General features: G+C 34.9%; 16 protein-coding genes. 1 reads left to right on the top strand and 15 read right to left on the bottom strand.

From position 1 onward, the window contains the following. Positions 1–3: 3 nt before the first annotated feature. The 8 genes from C9E89_RS00840 to C9E89_RS00805 all read right to left on the bottom strand — a co-directional run bounded on the left by C9E89_RS00840 (position 4) and on the right by C9E89_RS00805 (position 8,544). The gene (locus tag C9E89_RS00840) at positions 4–318 is read right to left on the bottom strand and encodes an NGG1p interacting factor NIF3 (protein WP_107006544.1); all 315 of its coding nucleotides are present in this window, start codon (positions 316–318) and stop codon (positions 4–6) included. A gap of 89 nt (positions 319–407) precedes the next feature. Then, positions 408–1,151: a hypothetical protein gene (locus tag C9E89_RS00835; protein WP_107006543.1), complete on the bottom strand. Its 744-nt coding sequence runs from the start codon at positions 1,149–1,151 to the stop codon at positions 408–410. Between the two features lie 24 nt (positions 1,152–1,175). Beyond that, complete coding sequence (locus tag C9E89_RS00830) at positions 1,176–1,640, bottom strand: hypothetical protein (RefSeq protein WP_107006542.1); 465 nt, start codon at positions 1,638–1,640, stop codon at positions 1,176–1,178. A 163-nt stretch (positions 1,641–1,803) separates the two neighbouring features. Further along, positions 1,804–4,803 carry a DNA gyrase subunit A gene (gene gyrA, locus C9E89_RS00825; protein WP_107006541.1) on the bottom strand — a complete coding sequence of 1,000 codons (3,000 nt, stop codon included), beginning with the start codon at positions 4,801–4,803 and terminating at the stop codon, positions 1,804–1,806. A gap of 394 nt (positions 4,804–5,197) precedes the next feature. Further along, entirely contained in the window at positions 5,198–5,686 is a 489-nt protein-coding gene (locus C9E89_RS00820) for a DUF2147 domain-containing protein (RefSeq protein ID WP_107006540.1), read from the bottom strand. Positions 5,687–6,015: 329 nt separating this feature from the next. Next, entirely contained in the window at positions 6,016–6,510 is a 495-nt protein-coding gene (locus C9E89_RS00815) for a DUF2147 domain-containing protein (RefSeq protein ID WP_107006539.1), read from the bottom strand. Between the two features lie 331 nt (positions 6,511–6,841). Next, positions 6,842–7,774 (bottom strand): FAD-binding protein, encoded by a 933-nt coding sequence (locus C9E89_RS00810; protein ID WP_107006538.1) that lies wholly within the window; start codon positions 7,772–7,774, stop codon positions 6,842–6,844. A 17-nt stretch (positions 7,775–7,791) separates the two neighbouring features. After that, the gene (locus C9E89_RS00805; RefSeq protein ID WP_107006537.1) at positions 7,792–8,544 is read right to left on the bottom strand and encodes an electron transfer flavoprotein subunit beta/FixA family protein; all 753 of its coding nucleotides are present in this window, start codon (positions 8,542–8,544) and stop codon (positions 7,792–7,794) included. Positions 8,545–9,141: 597 nt separating this feature from the next. Between C9E89_RS00805 and C9E89_RS00800 the strand changes: the two genes are divergently transcribed. Continuing rightward, positions 9,142–9,735 (top strand): GNAT family N-acetyltransferase, encoded by a 594-nt coding sequence (locus tag C9E89_RS00800; RefSeq protein WP_378227623.1) that lies wholly within the window; start codon positions 9,142–9,144, stop codon positions 9,733–9,735. Between the two features lie 13 nt (positions 9,736–9,748). Here the strand turns inward: C9E89_RS00800 and C9E89_RS00795 are convergent, their stop codons facing one another. From C9E89_RS00795 to C9E89_RS00765, 7 genes are all read right to left on the bottom strand, one after another. Further along, the gene (locus C9E89_RS00795; RefSeq protein ID WP_107006535.1) at positions 9,749–10,123 is read right to left on the bottom strand and encodes a hypothetical protein; all 375 of its coding nucleotides are present in this window, start codon (positions 10,121–10,123) and stop codon (positions 9,749–9,751) included. A gap of 189 nt (positions 10,124–10,312) precedes the next feature. Continuing rightward, positions 10,313–10,687 carry a hypothetical protein gene (locus tag C9E89_RS00790; RefSeq protein WP_107006534.1) on the bottom strand — a complete coding sequence of 125 codons (375 nt, stop codon included), beginning with the start codon at positions 10,685–10,687 and terminating at the stop codon, positions 10,313–10,315. A 95-nt stretch (positions 10,688–10,782) separates the two neighbouring features. Continuing rightward, positions 10,783–11,670 carry a site-specific tyrosine recombinase/integron integrase gene (xerA, locus tag C9E89_RS00785; RefSeq protein ID WP_171405055.1) on the bottom strand — a complete coding sequence of 296 codons (888 nt, stop codon included), beginning with the start codon at positions 11,668–11,670 and terminating at the stop codon, positions 10,783–10,785. Between the two features lie 133 nt (positions 11,671–11,803). Next, positions 11,804–12,079: a hypothetical protein gene (locus tag C9E89_RS00780; protein ID WP_107006532.1), complete on the bottom strand. Its 276-nt coding sequence runs from the start codon at positions 12,077–12,079 to the stop codon at positions 11,804–11,806. Positions 12,080–12,166: 87 nt separating this feature from the next. After that, positions 12,167–13,582, bottom strand: coding sequence for a type I glutamate--ammonia ligase (gene glnA, locus C9E89_RS00775; RefSeq protein WP_171405048.1), 1,416 nt, complete (start codon positions 13,580–13,582; stop codon positions 12,167–12,169). Positions 13,583–13,999: 417 nt separating this feature from the next. Next, positions 14,000–14,533: a GTP-binding protein gene (locus C9E89_RS00770; protein WP_107006530.1), complete on the bottom strand. Its 534-nt coding sequence runs from the start codon at positions 14,531–14,533 to the stop codon at positions 14,000–14,002. A gap of 88 nt (positions 14,534–14,621) precedes the next feature. Continuing rightward, positions 14,622–15,566, bottom strand: coding sequence for a hypothetical protein (locus C9E89_RS00765; RefSeq protein ID WP_107006529.1), 945 nt, complete (start codon positions 15,564–15,566; stop codon positions 14,622–14,624). Positions 15,567–15,911: the final 345 nt, after the last annotated feature.

The following is a 15,911-nucleotide window of genomic DNA, read 5'->3' as shown; positions in this document are numbered from 1 at the left end:
ATTTCAATCAATCTCAACCATCTGAATAAATTCAAAAGCAGGTTCTTCATAAGGATGACTTGCTTTTAAAGCATGCATAACTTGCCGTGCTTTTTGCTCAGAAACAATCGTTTCTACACGCCATTCAGGAACTTGTTCTAAAAGACCTAACTCGCCAATAAACGGGTTCGCACCTTTTACAGGTTTAAATTGCCCGATTCCTAAAACTTGCCAAGCACAGTGTTCATAGTTTCCAATCCCTCCCGCACCTGCTACAAATATTGCTGCTTTTGTCGTTTCTAAATGTGACTCTGGAACATAATAAATTAATTTTAGCATCTCAATTTCATTCCAAATAATATAGTTGATGATTTTAAATTTTATAAATATATATTAAAGCGATTTAAAACTCTAAAGTATTTTAAAGTCTAAAATATCCTAAACTCAACTTGTATCCATATATAAATAAGTTTGTAAAATATAAAATAAATAACAAAAAATAATCCTAAGATAGAAATAATGATCGAAGAAATATTATTTTTATAATCTTTTAAGCAACTAAATAAATATGTCGCAAAAATAGCAAAAGAAATCATAAATATTGCAAGTAATACAAAAACGTACATATTTTTTGTAGAACGGATTTGATTATATTTTTTAAAATTTGGATCAGCATTTTTAAAATAAATACGTGCTTCTTGCCCCTCACTGATCACAGTTGCTTTCGTGATCCAATATAAATCTTTACGCTTCAACATCACACTATAATCAGGACTATAATAAAACTCAGGATAGCTTATCGGATATTCCACATCTGAGATTAACTTCATTTCAGGATGATTGATTTTAAAAAAACTAAATTGTTTACTCACCAGAGTTTGTCCAGTTTTTTGATTTTTAACAATGAGTTCTGGACCTTTAGGTTTTATCGTTTTACCTTTTTTAGAATGGAAACTAAAAATAAGATCTTCAACTTCTAATTCTTTTTCTAATGCCCAATTTAATTTATAACTTATTTCATATTCAGTTAATGCAACTAAATAGGATTTACGAGATTCACTAAACATCACAGTAAACCAAATAATCGCGCATAAAATAACAAAAAAGACTTTTAATTCACCTTTTACATCTGGTTTTTCTATATTTTCATGATCTATATTTTGATTATCCATATTTTAACTTAATTATTTTTCCATTTACTTACTTTCATTAACTGGTTTTATTTGATCTGATGTCACAAAAAGTCCTAATATTTTTGCACCTCCATCATGCCCTTTAAATACCACCGTAAAACGAATGGGTTTTTCAGGATAATCATAGTAATAAGTTACTGAAAATATTTTTCCTACTTTTAGATCAACTGTTTTTGCACGATAAACTACCTCTTTTGGCTCAATCACATGATCAGGCATCATTTCAAAAATTTCTGGCAGCACTTGTGGATTATTATTTAATAATTCATGAACATCTAATTCAACCAACTGGTAAACCTTAATTTCATTTTTTTCAACCAATGCGCTAAAGAGCTGCTGTGCCTTAATATTTTGTGCTTCACTACTTTCTGGTATTTCACCAATTGCTTTTTCAAATACCGCATTACCCACTTTTTCACACGCCATGAGCGGTAAACTTAAACACAAAATAAGTAAAATATTTTTCATTCAAATTCCAGTTTATTTTTATAAAAGCATTTAACTTTCATTAAGAAACCAAGTTATCACAGATATAACTACAAATAAAACTCATATATAAATTAAAATGATAAATACTTAAATATACAGATAAAAAAAAGAGCGCCTAAGCGCTCTCCTTTAAATATTTAAATTACTCGTCAACTTCATCATTATTAGATTCAGCATCAGCCTCATCCATAATTGTTTCATCAATCACCAGCTTTTCTTGATCCACTAATGCTTCACCATCAATGGTTTCAACTGACTCTAAAATTTCTTCATCTTCTTCAACAGCTTCAACAGCCACAACGCCAACCAAGATTTCTTCATTACCTAAACGGATAAGACGAACACCTTGTGCATTACGACCTGTTTGTGCAATTTCAGAAGCACGAGTACGCACTAAAGTACCACCATCAGAAATCAACATCACTTCTTTGGTGACATCAATCGCAACAGCACCGACCAATTCACCATTACGCTCAGAAGTCTTAATGGCAATAACACCTTTACCACCACGTTTTTTGGTTGGGAAGTCATCGACAGAAGTACGTTTACCATAACCATTAGCTGAAGCACATAATACTTCGCCCGTTTCAGGAACAACAACGAGTGAAACGATACGGCTCACAAATGCTGAATCAGATAGATCTTCATCATCAGAATCTACATCAGTTTCCACATCTTCTTCTGCTTGTGCAGCAGCAAGTGTTACACGCATACCACGAACACCCTTCGCAGTACGTCCCATCACACGTGCATCAGTTTCAGAGAAACGAATTGCCTTACCTTCATTTGAGAACAACATGATCTGTTGTTCACCGTCAGTGATCGCAACACCGATCAAGGTATCTTCTTCTTTCAACTCAATCGCACGTAAACCATTTGAGCGAACATTACTAAATTGTTCTAACTCAACACGTTTTACTGTACCTGATGCTGTTGCCATAAAGACATAGAAGTTTTTACGTACACTTTCAACACGCTCAGCAAACTCGGCGACTAAATCATCTTGTACATCTGTTGCAGAAAGCTCTAAACCGATTTCTTTCAATTGCTTGCGTAAAGCATCTGACAAGTCATCTGGTGCTTCGCCTAATTCAGCAAATGCCGCTTTTAACAGTTCATAATGTGCATCAATGATCTGATTTTCACGAAGTTTGCCTACATTCGCACGTACAAAACTTCTAAAATCAGCAAGACGTTCTGTAAACTTCTTCGGTGCATCAATCACAGGAAGAATCGCTGTGATGGTTTCATTTGCATCCAATGGCAATAAGTTAACCATCGGGCGACCTTTTGCACCACGAGATGCTTGAGGTACTTCAAAAACTCTTAGGCGATAAACTTTACCCACATTGGTAAAACACAATACCGTTGCATGGTTCGATGTCACGATTAAATGTTGAATATAATCATCTTCTTTCATCGACGTTGCAGATTTACCACGTCCACCACGGCGTTGAGCCGCATAATCTGACAATGGTTGAGTTTTTGCATAACCTGTTTTAGAAACAGTGAGTACAACTTGTTCTTCTGGAATTAAATCTTCACGTGAAAAATCAATACGAGATTCAACAATATCTGTTTTACGTGCATCGCCATACTGTTGTAGGACTAAAGCAAGTTCTTCTTTAATCACAGCCATCAACAGATTGAAATCATTTAGAATTGCTGTTAATTCAGCAATTTGTGCCAAGATTTCAGAATATTCAGCTTGTAACTTATCCTGTTCAAGACCAGTCAAACGATGCAAACGTAATTCTAAAATTGCACCAACTTGTGCAGGTGATAAACGATAAATCGCATCATCTAGACCAAATGGACGATTTGGATCTTCACCTTCAATTTCATCTGGACGTACAGAAATTGCACCCGCTTTTTCAAGCAATGCAACTACATTTCCACCTGCCCACTCACCTGCAAGTAAACGCTCGCGCGCTTCAGCTGGGTTAGCAGAGGTTTTAATAGTTTCGATAATGTCATCGATATTTGCTAGAGCAACAGTCAAACCTTCTAAGATATGACCACGCTCACGCGCTTTACGCAGTTCGAACATCGTACGACGAGTTACAACTTCTTGACGATGGCGAATAAATGCCGCAATGATGTCTTTTAAATTCATCAGCTTAGGTTGACCATTGTCTAGGCAAACCATATTAATGCTAAACGAATTTTCAAGTTGCGTATTGAGGAATAAATTATTCACAATCACTTCAGCGTTTTCGCCACGCTTCAAGTCAATTGCAATACGCATTCCGTCTTTATCAGACTCATCACGAAGTTCTGAAATACCTTCCAGTTTTTTCTCTTTCACCAACTCAGCAATACGCTCAATGGTTTTTGCTTTATTGACTTGGTAAGGAATTTCTGTGAACACGATCGTAGTACGACCTGTTTTTTGGTCTTCTTCAAAATGGTATTTACCACGAATATGTAAACGACCTTTACCTGTGCGGTAAGCGTCTACAATTCCTGATTTACCATAAATAATACCGCCAGTCGGGAAATCTGGACCAGAGATATGCTCCATTAACCCTTCAATACTGATTTGTGGGTTTTCAGCATAAGCTAAACAAGCATTGATCACTTCGGTCATGTTGTGTGGCGCCATATTGGTCGCCATACCCACAGCAATACCTGTGACACCGTTGATCAATAAGTTAGGAATACGCGTTGGCATCACCTGAGGAATACGCTCAGAACCGTCGTAGTTATCTTCCCATTCAACTGTATCTTTTTCTAAGTCAGCCAACATTTCATGGGTCAATTTACGCATACGGACTTCGGTATAACGCATTGCCGCAGCACTGTCACCATCAACAGAACCAAAGTTACCTTGACCATCAACCAATTGGTAACGCAAACTAAAATCTTGCGCCATACGTACAATGGTTTCATAAACAGCATAGTCACCATGTGGGTGATATTTACCGATTACGTCACCAACAACACGGGCAGATTTTTTATAAGCTTTGTTATAGTCATTGCCTAACTCGTGCATAGCGAATAGCACACGACGATGAACAGGCTTTAGACCATCTCGAACATCTGGTAATGCACGTGAGACAATAACGCTCATCGCATAGTCTAGATATGAGTGCTTGAGTTCATCCTCAATGGCAATCGGTCTAGTTTCCGATACGCTCATGCATACTCCTTATTTCAAGCAAAAAATGCTCGATTTATATCATCAATCTTGCAAATATTTGACCTAAAAAATTTAAGCCAAAATCTAAAATTCAGCCGAAAATTATAGCACAAATACTTCACATTTTGTGACTTTAAATGACTGCAAATCCTGTTAAATTTCATTAACCAATCGTGCATTTATTCACCAATTTTTGGTTATAAAATATTGATTCCTCGCCCTACTCAATCACGCCATCTTCTCTGTTTAAAAACTTATGTTTTCTGAATGGAAATTGTACAAATTTTATATATATTCGAATTTATTACACATAAAAAATAAGATGACACACGCTATAATTGAGAATGAAAACCTCCAAATTACGTAATTTGGAGGATATAAACTTTTTTCTTTTTTATTTATTAATTTCTGCTTGTGGATCATTCACTTTAACCCAAACCTGTGTACGCCCCAACATCGACACTCCCACAAATCCTCTCAAGCGAAAACGCCGCCCATCTGTTGTTAACTGCCCTTTTCCTTCAAAAATTTTACCGCTTTTTGCTTCTAAAACCTTACCATGAATAAAATGATTTTCTTTTTTAGGGTCTTCAATAAAGCCTGATAAAATCTGCATACCTAATAAAGGCTTATTTTTATAAGGTTCAGGGCATTTTGTACAATTCGTTAATGCCACCCCACCTGGCGCCGCAAAACGATGGACAATAAAACCACCATAAGTTCCATCTTCTAATTTTTTAATTTCAATAATCGATAATGCTTCTCCCGTCCGATCATCTACACTTTTCCAATATCCTGTCAATGGACTTGCATATATATTTGTCAGACACCCCATTCCAATTAAAGCAATCAATCCAATTTTTTTTAAAATATTAATTTTCATCTTATGTCCTATTAAGAATTAATTATTCTTCCTTACCAGAAGTAAACTTTATATTACTTCGCGCTTAATAAAATACAATTGTTATTTTTAAAAGTTATGCTGAGTATTTATCAAATTTAAAAAAATAAATTAATATTCATTTAAAATTTATCTCGATATTATGAAAAGGCTATATTTCTTTAATTTTTTAATAAAATAAATTCATAGATTTAATTGAGGACAAAAATTTTTATTTACTGACTTGTTAAATAACTGCCTTAAAAACACCCCTTAAATCATTATAATTCACATAATTTAAGGGGTTATTCTAATGTAATTTTATATTTCTTTTATTTCTTATTAATTTCAGCCTTAGGATCGTTCACCTTCAACCAAACATGAGTTCGCCCTAAAATTGACACCCCCACATATCCCCTCAAACGAAAACGCCGACCATCTGAAATAAGTACCCCTTTTCCTTCAAAAATTTTGCCACTTTTTGGCTCTAACAACTTCCCATGAATAAAACTATTAGGTTTACTAGGATCCTCAACAAAACCAGATAAAATCTGCATACCCACCAAAGGTTTATTTTTATAAGGTTCAGGGCATTTTGTACAATGCGTCAATACAACACCTCCAGGTGGAGCAAAACGATGTAAAATCACACCACCATATGTTCCATCAGGCATTTTTTTTACTTCAATAATAGATAAATCCTCCCCAGTACGATCATCTACACTTTTCCAATACCCTTCTAATGGACTTGCTGCATGCACATGTGCTAAATACCCCATTCCCACAAAAATCATCAATCCAATTTTTTTTAAAATATTGACCTTCATCTTATATCCTATTAAGAATTATTAATCTTCATCACTAGAAGTAAGCATCATATTACTGCGCACTTAATAAAATACAATTGTTATTTTTAAAATAAATCAATGATTAAAGTTGAACATCTATAAAAATAAATCACTATTCATATAATTTTTCTTCGTACTTTTTATTTAAAGAATTCCTAAAAATATTTGAAAGTTAATCTTTTTATCTATGCCAACATAAATGGCTCTTTAAAGTCACGTTAAATATTTTATTTAAAACTTAAAAATATTTTCCACTAAAAAAAGCACCCTTAATTTCTTAAGCGTGCTTTTTGAAACTTAAGTTTCAGAATTAGATTTTAGAAACCAATTCTGGAACAACAGTATTCAAATCACCCACTAACCAGTAGTCAGCTACAGCATTGATTGGCGCTTCTTCATCTTTGTTGATCGCAACGATCACTTTAGAATCTTTCATACCAGCCAAGTGCTGAATCGCACCAGAAATACCGACAGCGATGTATAGGTCAGGTGCAACGATTTTACCTGTTTGACCAACTTGCATATCGTTAGGAACGAAACCAGCATCAACCGCAGCACGTGAAGCACCTTGAGCAGCACCAAGCTTGTCAGCTAGTGGATCAAGTACTTTGTGATAGTTCTCACCAGAACCTACACCACGACCACCAGATACAACGATACGTGCAGCTGTTAATTCTGGACGTTCAGATTTCACGATTTCTTCAGAAACGAACTTAGAAATACCCGCATCACCTGTTGCAGCGACAGCTTCAACCGCAACAGAACCACCTTCAGCAGCAACTGGATCAAATGCAGTACCACGAACAGTTGCAAGCACTACAGACTCAGCTGATTCTACAGTTGCAATCGCGTTACCCGCATAGATTGGACGTTTGAAAGTTTTAGGACCTTCAACCGCGATCACATCAGTGATCATGCTTGAATCAAGTAGCGCAGCAGCACGTGGCAGAATGTTCTTACCTGTTGTTGTAGAAGCAGCAAGGATATGTGTATAACCTTTACCCAATTCTGCAACTAGTTTAGCAACATTTTCAGCCAATTGATTTGCATAAGCAGCATCATCAGCAAGTAAAACTTTGCTTACGCCTGCAACTTTAGCAGCTGCATCAGCAACTGCTTGAGCGCCAGAACCAGCAACCAATACAGTGATATCACCACCGATTTTCTGAGCAGCAGCTACAACGTTTAATGTTGCACCGTTCAGTGCTTTATTGTCGTGCTCAGCGATAACTAAAATACTCATGATTTTATCCTTCTGTATTAGATCACTTTCGCTTCATTTTTAAGTTTTTCAACAAGCTCATCTACAGATTTCACTTGTACGCCTGCTTTACGTTCAGCAGGTGGTTCAACTTTAACTGTTTTAAGCTTAGAAGTCGCTGTAACGCCATAATCTGCAGGAGATTTAGTATCAAGCGGTTTTTTACGTGCTTTCATAATGTTTGGAAGCGCAGCATAACGTGGCTCATTCAAACGTAAGTCAGTCGTAATAATTGCAGGAAGTGCAAGTTCAACAGTTTGTAAACCGCCGTCCACTTCACGAGTAACTTGTACTTTATCGCCTTCAACTTTAACTTCAGAAGCAAATGTACCTTGACCTGAACCTAATAAAGCGCCCAACATCTGACCCACTTGGTTTGAGTCGTCATCAATTGCTTGTTTACCTAAAAGGATTAATTGTGGTTGTTCTTGTTCAACAACACCTTTTAAGATTTTAGCAACTTCTAAAGCACCTAGTTGGCTGTCATCAGCTTCAACCAAGATACCGCGGTCTGCACCAAGCGCCATAGCAGAACGAATTTGTTCTTGCGCTTCTTTAGGACCAATAGAAACAACGACGATTTCTGAAACAGTTCCTTTTTCTTTTAAGCGAACCGCTTCTTCCACTGCGATCTCATCGAAAGGGTTGATCGACATTTTAACGTTAGTAAGGTCTACCCCACTATTGTCCGGTTTAACACGAACTTTAACGTTGGCATCAACCACACGTTTTACAGCAACAAGAGCCTTCATGTAATCCTCGGCTGTTTTAGCAAAAGTGAAAATTAAGAAGTGTTATAATAACGCTTCATTTAAAATTATTTAGGTGTCCTATCTTGCAATGTGATTGGCATTTCGGTCAAGTCACAATTCATCAAAGTGTTGTAAAAAAGCGTAAAAATAGTTGAACGTACAGTTCAAAAATATTTTTTTTGCACAATTCACTTTGTTTTGCCTATTATTTATTAAAATTTTAAACATTGATTTTTAAAGTTTAATATCAAATTACACCTAAAAACCACTGTCAATCTAAGATAAAAAACCGATTAATTCATCAAAAAAAATTTTCCTAAAATTTACTGATGCTCTATATCAAAAAATGTCATTTAAGATATAAAGCCGAAAAATCAGCTTTTTTTCTCTATTTTTTTTACGTTTAGTCACAACTTTATGGTCATAATCTTACAATCTTTCGGATAAACAACAAAATATGATGCTATTTATGAATAAAATTCACCCTAGAAATGATTATTTTATAAACTCAACTCTAAAAAAGAAATTGAATGAAAATCAAGCTATTTTGATCAACAATATTTTGCACACTATTTCCTTAAAAAATATAGGTACATGATGCCCCACTATCAACTTGAAACATCACGTTTAATTTTACGACAATGGCAAGACTCTGATTTTGCAAAATTTGCTCAACTTAATGCCAACTCCCAAGTAATGCAGTATTTTCCTCATTGCTTATCATGTGAAGAAAGTGACCTATTAGCTACTCGTTTTCACAATTTAATCGAACAAAATCAATGGGGATTTTGGGCAGTTGAATTAAAAGCAACTCAACAATTCATCGGGTTTGTTGGCTTACATTCTCAACCTGAGCAGTTTCTATTTTTACCTTGCGTTGAAATTGGCTGGCGTCTAGACCAAAAGCATTGGCATCAGGGCTATGCAACTGAAGCTGCTTATGCGTGTTTATTATTTGCTTTTGAATATTTAAAATTAACAAAAATTGTATCTTTTACAGCATGTGTAAATTTAGCCTCTACAAAAGTAATGCAAAGGCTAAAGATGAATTATATTCAGACATTTAATCATCCCAACTTAATGGAAAATCACCCATTATCTCAACATGTTCTGTATGAAATAACTCAAGGTCAATTTAGACTAAACACACAAAAATTAAATGAATTTTACATTAAAATTAAAAACTTATAAAAACAAAGCTCACTTAATTTATAGGGTTATTTTCTAAAAAATCGCGGTGAATATGGCTCAGTGAGATTAGATCTTGATGTTGTAAATCAAATATTTCCCACACAGCCAAAAAGTCTTCTTTTAAATCGACATGACTAGACTTCGTTTTTGCAGCTTGCCATTGTTGATCTGAAATCCACAAATAAACTTGTTGTGTTTCAGTATTCATTGCTTGCACTTTACCTTCAGCATTAATACCAAGTACTTTTCCTTGTTGTGGTAAAGTTGCCTCAATTTTGGGCAAACTAAGTTCAACAAAATGTTTCACTTGTCTTAACCCATAGCCTCTAAAAATTTCTTTTTGCGCTTCAGTCAATTGTTGATATTTTTGCTCAAGCTCAGGAATCATGTTATTACCCAGTACATGTCAGACATAATTTTTCAGAAATGAAAAAGAATTAATTAAATTACTCATTGTGCTTAAAACATATACAAGAGTGCTTTGAAAAACAATTATTCTTTCGGCTTTTTTTGATGACTTTTTATAAAAGATTTGCAACCAAGTGTACTTTTATAGCAAGCATTGACAAATTTTCGATTATTTTACAGCACATTCACCCAAAGAAAGGTACTCTGAACCACTTGCCATTTCAACTGTACATTTTAGATGTACTTTTTGCCCTTCTTGCAACTGAGAAAATTGCGCAGCAGCAGTATCTACAGGTACAACACGTGCTAAAGCAGTCGCTGGATCTTTTAAACCTGCAACTTCAAGTAAAACACCACCCTCTATATTTTCGTCTAAAGCAGAAACAATAGCTTGAAAATCAACTTCTGTATTGTATTCTGCCAACTCTAAAGAGGAATAATCTGCTTCACTATAACGTTGATATAATTCATCTAATTGTACAGTTTTTGCAAAAATTGCTGTAGATTGTAGCAACAATAATGACAGGATAATTTTTTTAATCATTGTTAGAAATTTTCATATTATTGAAGAAAAATAAATATAAATCGTTTTATTTCCGCAAACAATGTCATTTTGATCAGTAAATTGCGTTTAATTTGCTACTTTTTCATCGCTCTTGGATGTGCTTGATCATACACTTGTGCTAATCGATCAAAATCGATGTGTGTATAAATTTGTGTCGTTGTTAAATTACTATGCCCTAACATTTCCTGCACTGCACGCAAATCACCACTATTTGATAACATATGACTCGCAAAACAATGTCTTAGTAAATGTGGATGCAAATCAACATTTACATTTGCTCTTTGTGCCTGATATTTAACCCGATTTTCAATCTGTCGTGGGGTGATACGATGACCTTGCTGACTAATAAAAACAGGTGCATCAGGGCTAAATTCACCCTGCCAAATTCGATAGATTTGCAACCATTGAATCAAACTTTCTTTTGCTTTACGACCAAAAGGTACAATACGCGTTTTATTTCCCTTACCTGTGATGCGCAACAATTGACGATTAAAATCAATATCACGAATATTTAGCCCCTGTACTTCTGCTAAACGCAAGCCACTTGAATACAATAATTCTAAGATTGCTTTATCTCTATACCATAACTGCTGTTCTATTGGCTTTTTAGGTGCTGGCTGATCTAAAATTTGATTCACAGTTTCAACATCAATCATGCCCGGTAAAGGTCGTGGTTGGCGCTTTAATTGCAAATCATCAGCAGGGTTGATTGCCAAAAAATGATTTTGCTTTGCCCATTTCATAAACTGCCGAATTGAGCTGAGATGACGCTGCAAACTCGTTGAACCAAGCTGATCTTTTTCAACCTTATAAGCTAAATATTCACGTAAATCTGACGCTTCGACATGATTTAACTCAATATTTCGGGTATAACAAAAATCTATAAAACTAGAAACATCACGAAAATAAGCATCAAGGGTATTTTCTGACTGATTTTGAATTTTACGGTCTTTAATCCACATCGAAAGCAGTTGCATTGCTCCATATTGCATAAGTGATTCCGTAAAATTAAACCTGAGCTAGTGTAACAAAAAATTCTATCCCTCAGGGCAATACCCATTATTTAATTAATTTTTTAGATCAATTTTGATTGAATTAAGCATGATCTGTTTTAGCAATCACTTCAAACTTACCTTGAGGGGTTTTTACCAATATTAAACCTTCAGCACTGATATAAAAACTTTTTGGATAATCAAAATCTAAAGCAAGTTCAGGATTTCTTAAAGCAACAAATTCAGCCTGCTTATAACCTTCAACTGTACGTCCAACTTCAAAATAAGTCACTTCAGAAAAATTTAACTTAAAGCCTTTTTCATGATCTTTACAATCATTCCACGGGAAAAATCCTGTGTGTTTTTTACGTTGTGCCATATAAATAAATCAATGCTTGATATAAAGCTATCATACAAAAAAACCCGCACAAGGCGGGTCTTTTTTACAGCTAAATTCTCAAAAGAATTACAAGCTGTAGTACATATCAAATTCAACTGGGTGAGTTGTTGTATTTAAACGACGAACTTCTTCAGTTTTAAGTTCGATATACGCATCAAGCATATCTTTAGTGAATACACCACCTTTTAATAGGTAGTCATGGTCAGCTTCAAGCGCTTCAAGTGCCATATCTAAGCTATGTGCAACTGTTGGGATTTTTGCTTCTTCTTCAGGAGGAAGATCATACAAGTTCTTATCAGCAGCTTCACCTGGGTGGATCTTGTTTTGAATACCGTCAAGACCTGCCATTAACAATGCAGCAAAACCTAAGTACGGGTTCATCATTGGATCTGGGAAACGTGCTTCAATACGTTTACCTTTAGGGCTTGAAACGTATGGAATACGGATAGAAGCTGAACGGTTACGTGCTGAGTAAGCAAGCATAATTGGTGCTTCAAAATGTGGCACTAAACGCTTATACGAGTTTGTAGAAGGGTTTGTGATCGCATTTAAAGAACGCGCATGTTTGATTACACCACCGATGAAGTAAAGTGCCATTTCTGACAAACCTGCATATTCATCACCAGCGAACAAGTTCTTACCATCTTTAGAGATAGATACGTGAACATGCATACCAGAACCGTTATCACCTACCATCGGTTTAGGCATAAAGGTTGCTGTTTTTGCAAATTGGTGAGCAACGTTCCAAACTGCATATTTGAACTGTTGTACTTCGTCTGCTTTGCGAACTAAAGTGTTGAAACTTACACCAATTTCTAATTGGCAAGATGCAACTTCGTGATGATGTACTTCTACACGACCAGGTCCCATGATATCTTCAATACGTGCACACATTTCAGCACGCATATCTTGTGAAGAATCAACAGGAGGAACTGGGAAATAACCACCTTTCACACGTGGACGATGACCAGAGTTACCTGCTTCGTAGTCTTTACCAGTTGACCAAGCAGCTTCTTCAGCAATCAATGTATGACGAGCGCCAGACATATCAATGTCCCATTTCACTTCGTCAAATACAAAAAATTCTGGTTCAGGACCAAAGAATGCAGTATCACCAATGCCTGTAGATTTTAAATATTCTTCAGCACGACGAGCAATTGAACGAGGGTCACGTTCATAACCTTGACCTGTAGATGGCTCAATGACATCACAAGTTACTACAACAGTCGCTTCAGCAAAGAATGGGTCAAGGAAAGCTGAATTAGCATCTGGACGCAGAATCATATCTGATGCTTCAATGCCTTTCCAACCAGCAATTGAAGAACCGTCAAACATTTTACCGTCTTCAAAAGTATCTTCATCAATACTGTCGGAAGGATAAGTTACGTGTTGTTCTTTACCCTTAGTATCAGTAAAGCGAAAATCGACCCATTTTGCGCCACTTTCTTGGATGAGTTGTAGGACCTTGTTCGCCATGCTCATTTTGCTCCGATGATTTTTTGTTGCACATTTTTTAATTGTGCGTGTTAGTAGTTGGTATTTATATAGCAATTACCGTACCAACTTCAAGAATATTTGCTAAAAGGTTGAATTCCTTGTTAGAAAGCATTCTTTTCTTAGTTCAGCTAGTTACTATTATACAAGCCATATTGATAATTGCACCATCTTCATACACTCTTCTGGCTTTTAAATATTGATCTCATCTCTCAATTGCACCATTATTGTGCAATTAGGTTTAAATGTATTAACTTGGTGCTGATTTTATTTTTTAGCTTGTTCTTTGAGTTTATCTTATACAATATTATTTGTCTTAAAACATCCAATTGTTTTGATATTTGTTTTCTCTAAGTCAAGTAAAACTTAACAGTATTATTAAGTTTTACTTTAAATAACAATAAATTAAGACATTTCTACTTCTGCACGAGCGATTAGTGTCTCAACCACCAACAATACATCGTCTTTTTTTCGTGCATCTACCGCAAAAATAGGTAAATTATAATTTTCCATTTCACTAAAATCTCGATATGCCTTTAAAAGACTTTGTGGATTTTCATCAACATGCGTAATTCCAACAATAATGTTATCGACATGTGCCTTAAATGCCTCAAGATAGAACTTCAAATCTTCTAGAGCCGTTTTTTGAGAATGATCAATTAGTACAATCGCACCAATTGCCCCTTTACAGATCACAGACCAAATAAAGTCAAAACGATCCTGACCCGGCGTGCCATATAAGCCAACCACAACCCCATCTTCAAGTTTGATTTCACCGTAATCAATGCCGACAGTTGTTAAGGCTTTGCTATGCGCATCTTGATCTGTATTTAATGCTTCAGTAGAAAGCACTGAAACTTCAGAAAGGGATTTAATGGCTTCGGTTTTACCAGCCCCCATAGTGCCACCGAATACAATTTTGTATTTCTGTAAGATCAATTTTCTCTCCCTTGTTCATTTAAATGAACAGTTAACAACCTTAATTATCTAATAGATTTAAAAAATTTTAAGTCAAACTTAAATATTTTTATAAGCCAAGCTTTCGTCTTAACTTACCAAAGAATCCTTTCAGAACACCTTCAGTTTTTTCTGATTTTACTATTAATTTCGCATCTGTCTCATTTATTTCTTGCAAAGCGTTGGTTAATACAGCGACTGAAACAAAATGTTGAATAATAGATTGCTTGATTTCTAGTTTTTTTTCAATTTGACTAATACTTGCTCCTTTTTCAAAACAAGCAGCGATCTTAAAAATACTTTGTCGCTCATAAGCTGATTGTGGTTGTGGCCAAAATTTTAACTTATAAAATGTATTTACGTTATGATCTTCTAATAACTGTGGAGAATACCACAATAAATTCCATAACCAATTTTTTAAATCTTGCCCTTGGATTGAATCAACACTTTGTACTTTCTGCATCGTGGCATAAGTAAAGTTCAATGATGTATCTGTATTATTGGTACGACGTTCAGGGTCTGCCCAAACCTGTTCTTTACGAATATTAATAAGTGCAATGTTTCCTGTATTATCAAATACTTGAATATTGCTATTGCGTGGATCAAATAATTCTTTAATTAATTTTTTAATTTCAAGTGGTTGTACATTTTTTAAAGTTGATGATTTTAGGTTTTGTTGTCTAATCGGTTCACCATGATAACGCGCTTTAAACCAATTACGAATTTCATCTGAAGCAGTAAATGGTAAATATAAAGCATCATCTTCGATTAAGCCCGATTTATCTTGTTTATTTACCAAACGTAAATATGCAACTTTCTGATTACCAACTAAATTCTGAATCGTTGGTGAACCAAAGAACATATCATTCACCAATAATATGTCTAATTGGGGATCTGCAATATTTGCCCAAGAAATCTGAATTGACCCATCATAAAGTGCCTGAATTTTTTGTTTTAGGCTTTCTAAAACATTTAGACTCAATCCAAAAATTGCTATTTTTACTTCTTCTTTCACAAATTTCCCCTTCAAATATGTGACAATTTTATCATTTTAAGAGAAAAAGGCAAAAATATTAACATTTTATTATTTGACCGAAGCGCTCATTTCTCATAACAAATACTTATGTATTAAATCATTATATTTTTACGCTTATCTGCCAACTTAATATAAATTGCATTTTCAATCTATCTTCACACAATTGAAAGTTATTTGTCATCTATTTTAGTGGAAATTTCCGACCATTATAAAGATAAAGTTAAGATCATCAGGCTTATTACATATAAAGATTTAATTATAAAAAAATATAAAAATTAACCTCATGTTTATACAACAATTTATTTTATTTTTACGCTTTAAAAT

The sequence above is a fragment of the Acinetobacter sichuanensis genome, from assembly GCF_003024515.2.
Lineage (GTDB): Bacteria > Pseudomonadota > Gammaproteobacteria > Pseudomonadales > Moraxellaceae > Acinetobacter > Acinetobacter sichuanensis.
The sequence above is the reverse complement of the archived record's forward strand: the minus strand, read 5'-3'. Positions and strand labels throughout refer to the sequence as shown.

Coding starts and splice junctions, on each gene's coding strand:
- C9E89_RS00805 (WP_107006537.1), bottom strand. CDS start 8,544: ATGAAGGCTCTTGTTGCTGTAAAACGTGTGGTTGATGCCAACGTTAAA.
- C9E89_RS00830 (WP_107006542.1), bottom strand. CDS start 1,640: ATGAAAAATATTTTACTTATTTTGTGTTTAAGTTTACCGCTCATGGCG.
- C9E89_RS00790 (WP_107006534.1), bottom strand. CDS start 10,687: ATGATTAAAAAAATTATCCTGTCATTATTGTTGCTACAATCTACAGCA.
- C9E89_RS00810 (WP_107006538.1), bottom strand. CDS start 7,774: ATGAGTATTTTAGTTATCGCTGAGCACGACAATAAAGCACTGAACGGT.
- C9E89_RS00840 (WP_107006544.1), bottom strand. CDS start 318: ATGCTAAAATTAATTTATTATGTTCCAGAGTCACATTTAGAAACGACA.
- xerA (WP_171405055.1), bottom strand. CDS start 11,670: ATGTGGATTAAAGACCGTAAAATTCAAAATCAGTCAGAAAATACCCTT.
- C9E89_RS00820 (WP_107006540.1), bottom strand. CDS start 5,686: ATGAAAATTAATATTTTAAAAAAAATTGGATTGATTGCTTTAATTGGA.
- C9E89_RS00835 (WP_107006543.1), bottom strand. CDS start 1,151: ATGGATAATCAAAATATAGATCATGAAAATATAGAAAAACCAGATGTA.
- C9E89_RS00815 (WP_107006539.1), bottom strand. CDS start 6,510: ATGAAGGTCAATATTTTAAAAAAAATTGGATTGATGATTTTTGTGGGA.
- C9E89_RS00780 (WP_107006532.1), bottom strand. CDS start 12,079: ATGGCACAACGTAAAAAACACACAGGATTTTTCCCGTGGAATGATTGT.
- C9E89_RS00800 (WP_378227623.1), top strand. CDS start 9,142: ATGCCCCACTATCAACTTGAAACATCACGTTTAATTTTACGACAATGG.
- glnA (WP_171405048.1), bottom strand. CDS start 13,582: ATGAGCATGGCGAACAAGGTCCTACAACTCATCCAAGAAAGTGGCGCA.
- gyrA (WP_107006541.1), bottom strand. CDS start 4,803: ATGAGCGTATCGGAAACTAGACCGATTGCCATTGAGGATGAACTCAAG.
- C9E89_RS00795 (WP_107006535.1), bottom strand. CDS start 10,123: ATGATTCCTGAGCTTGAGCAAAAATATCAACAATTGACTGAAGCGCAA.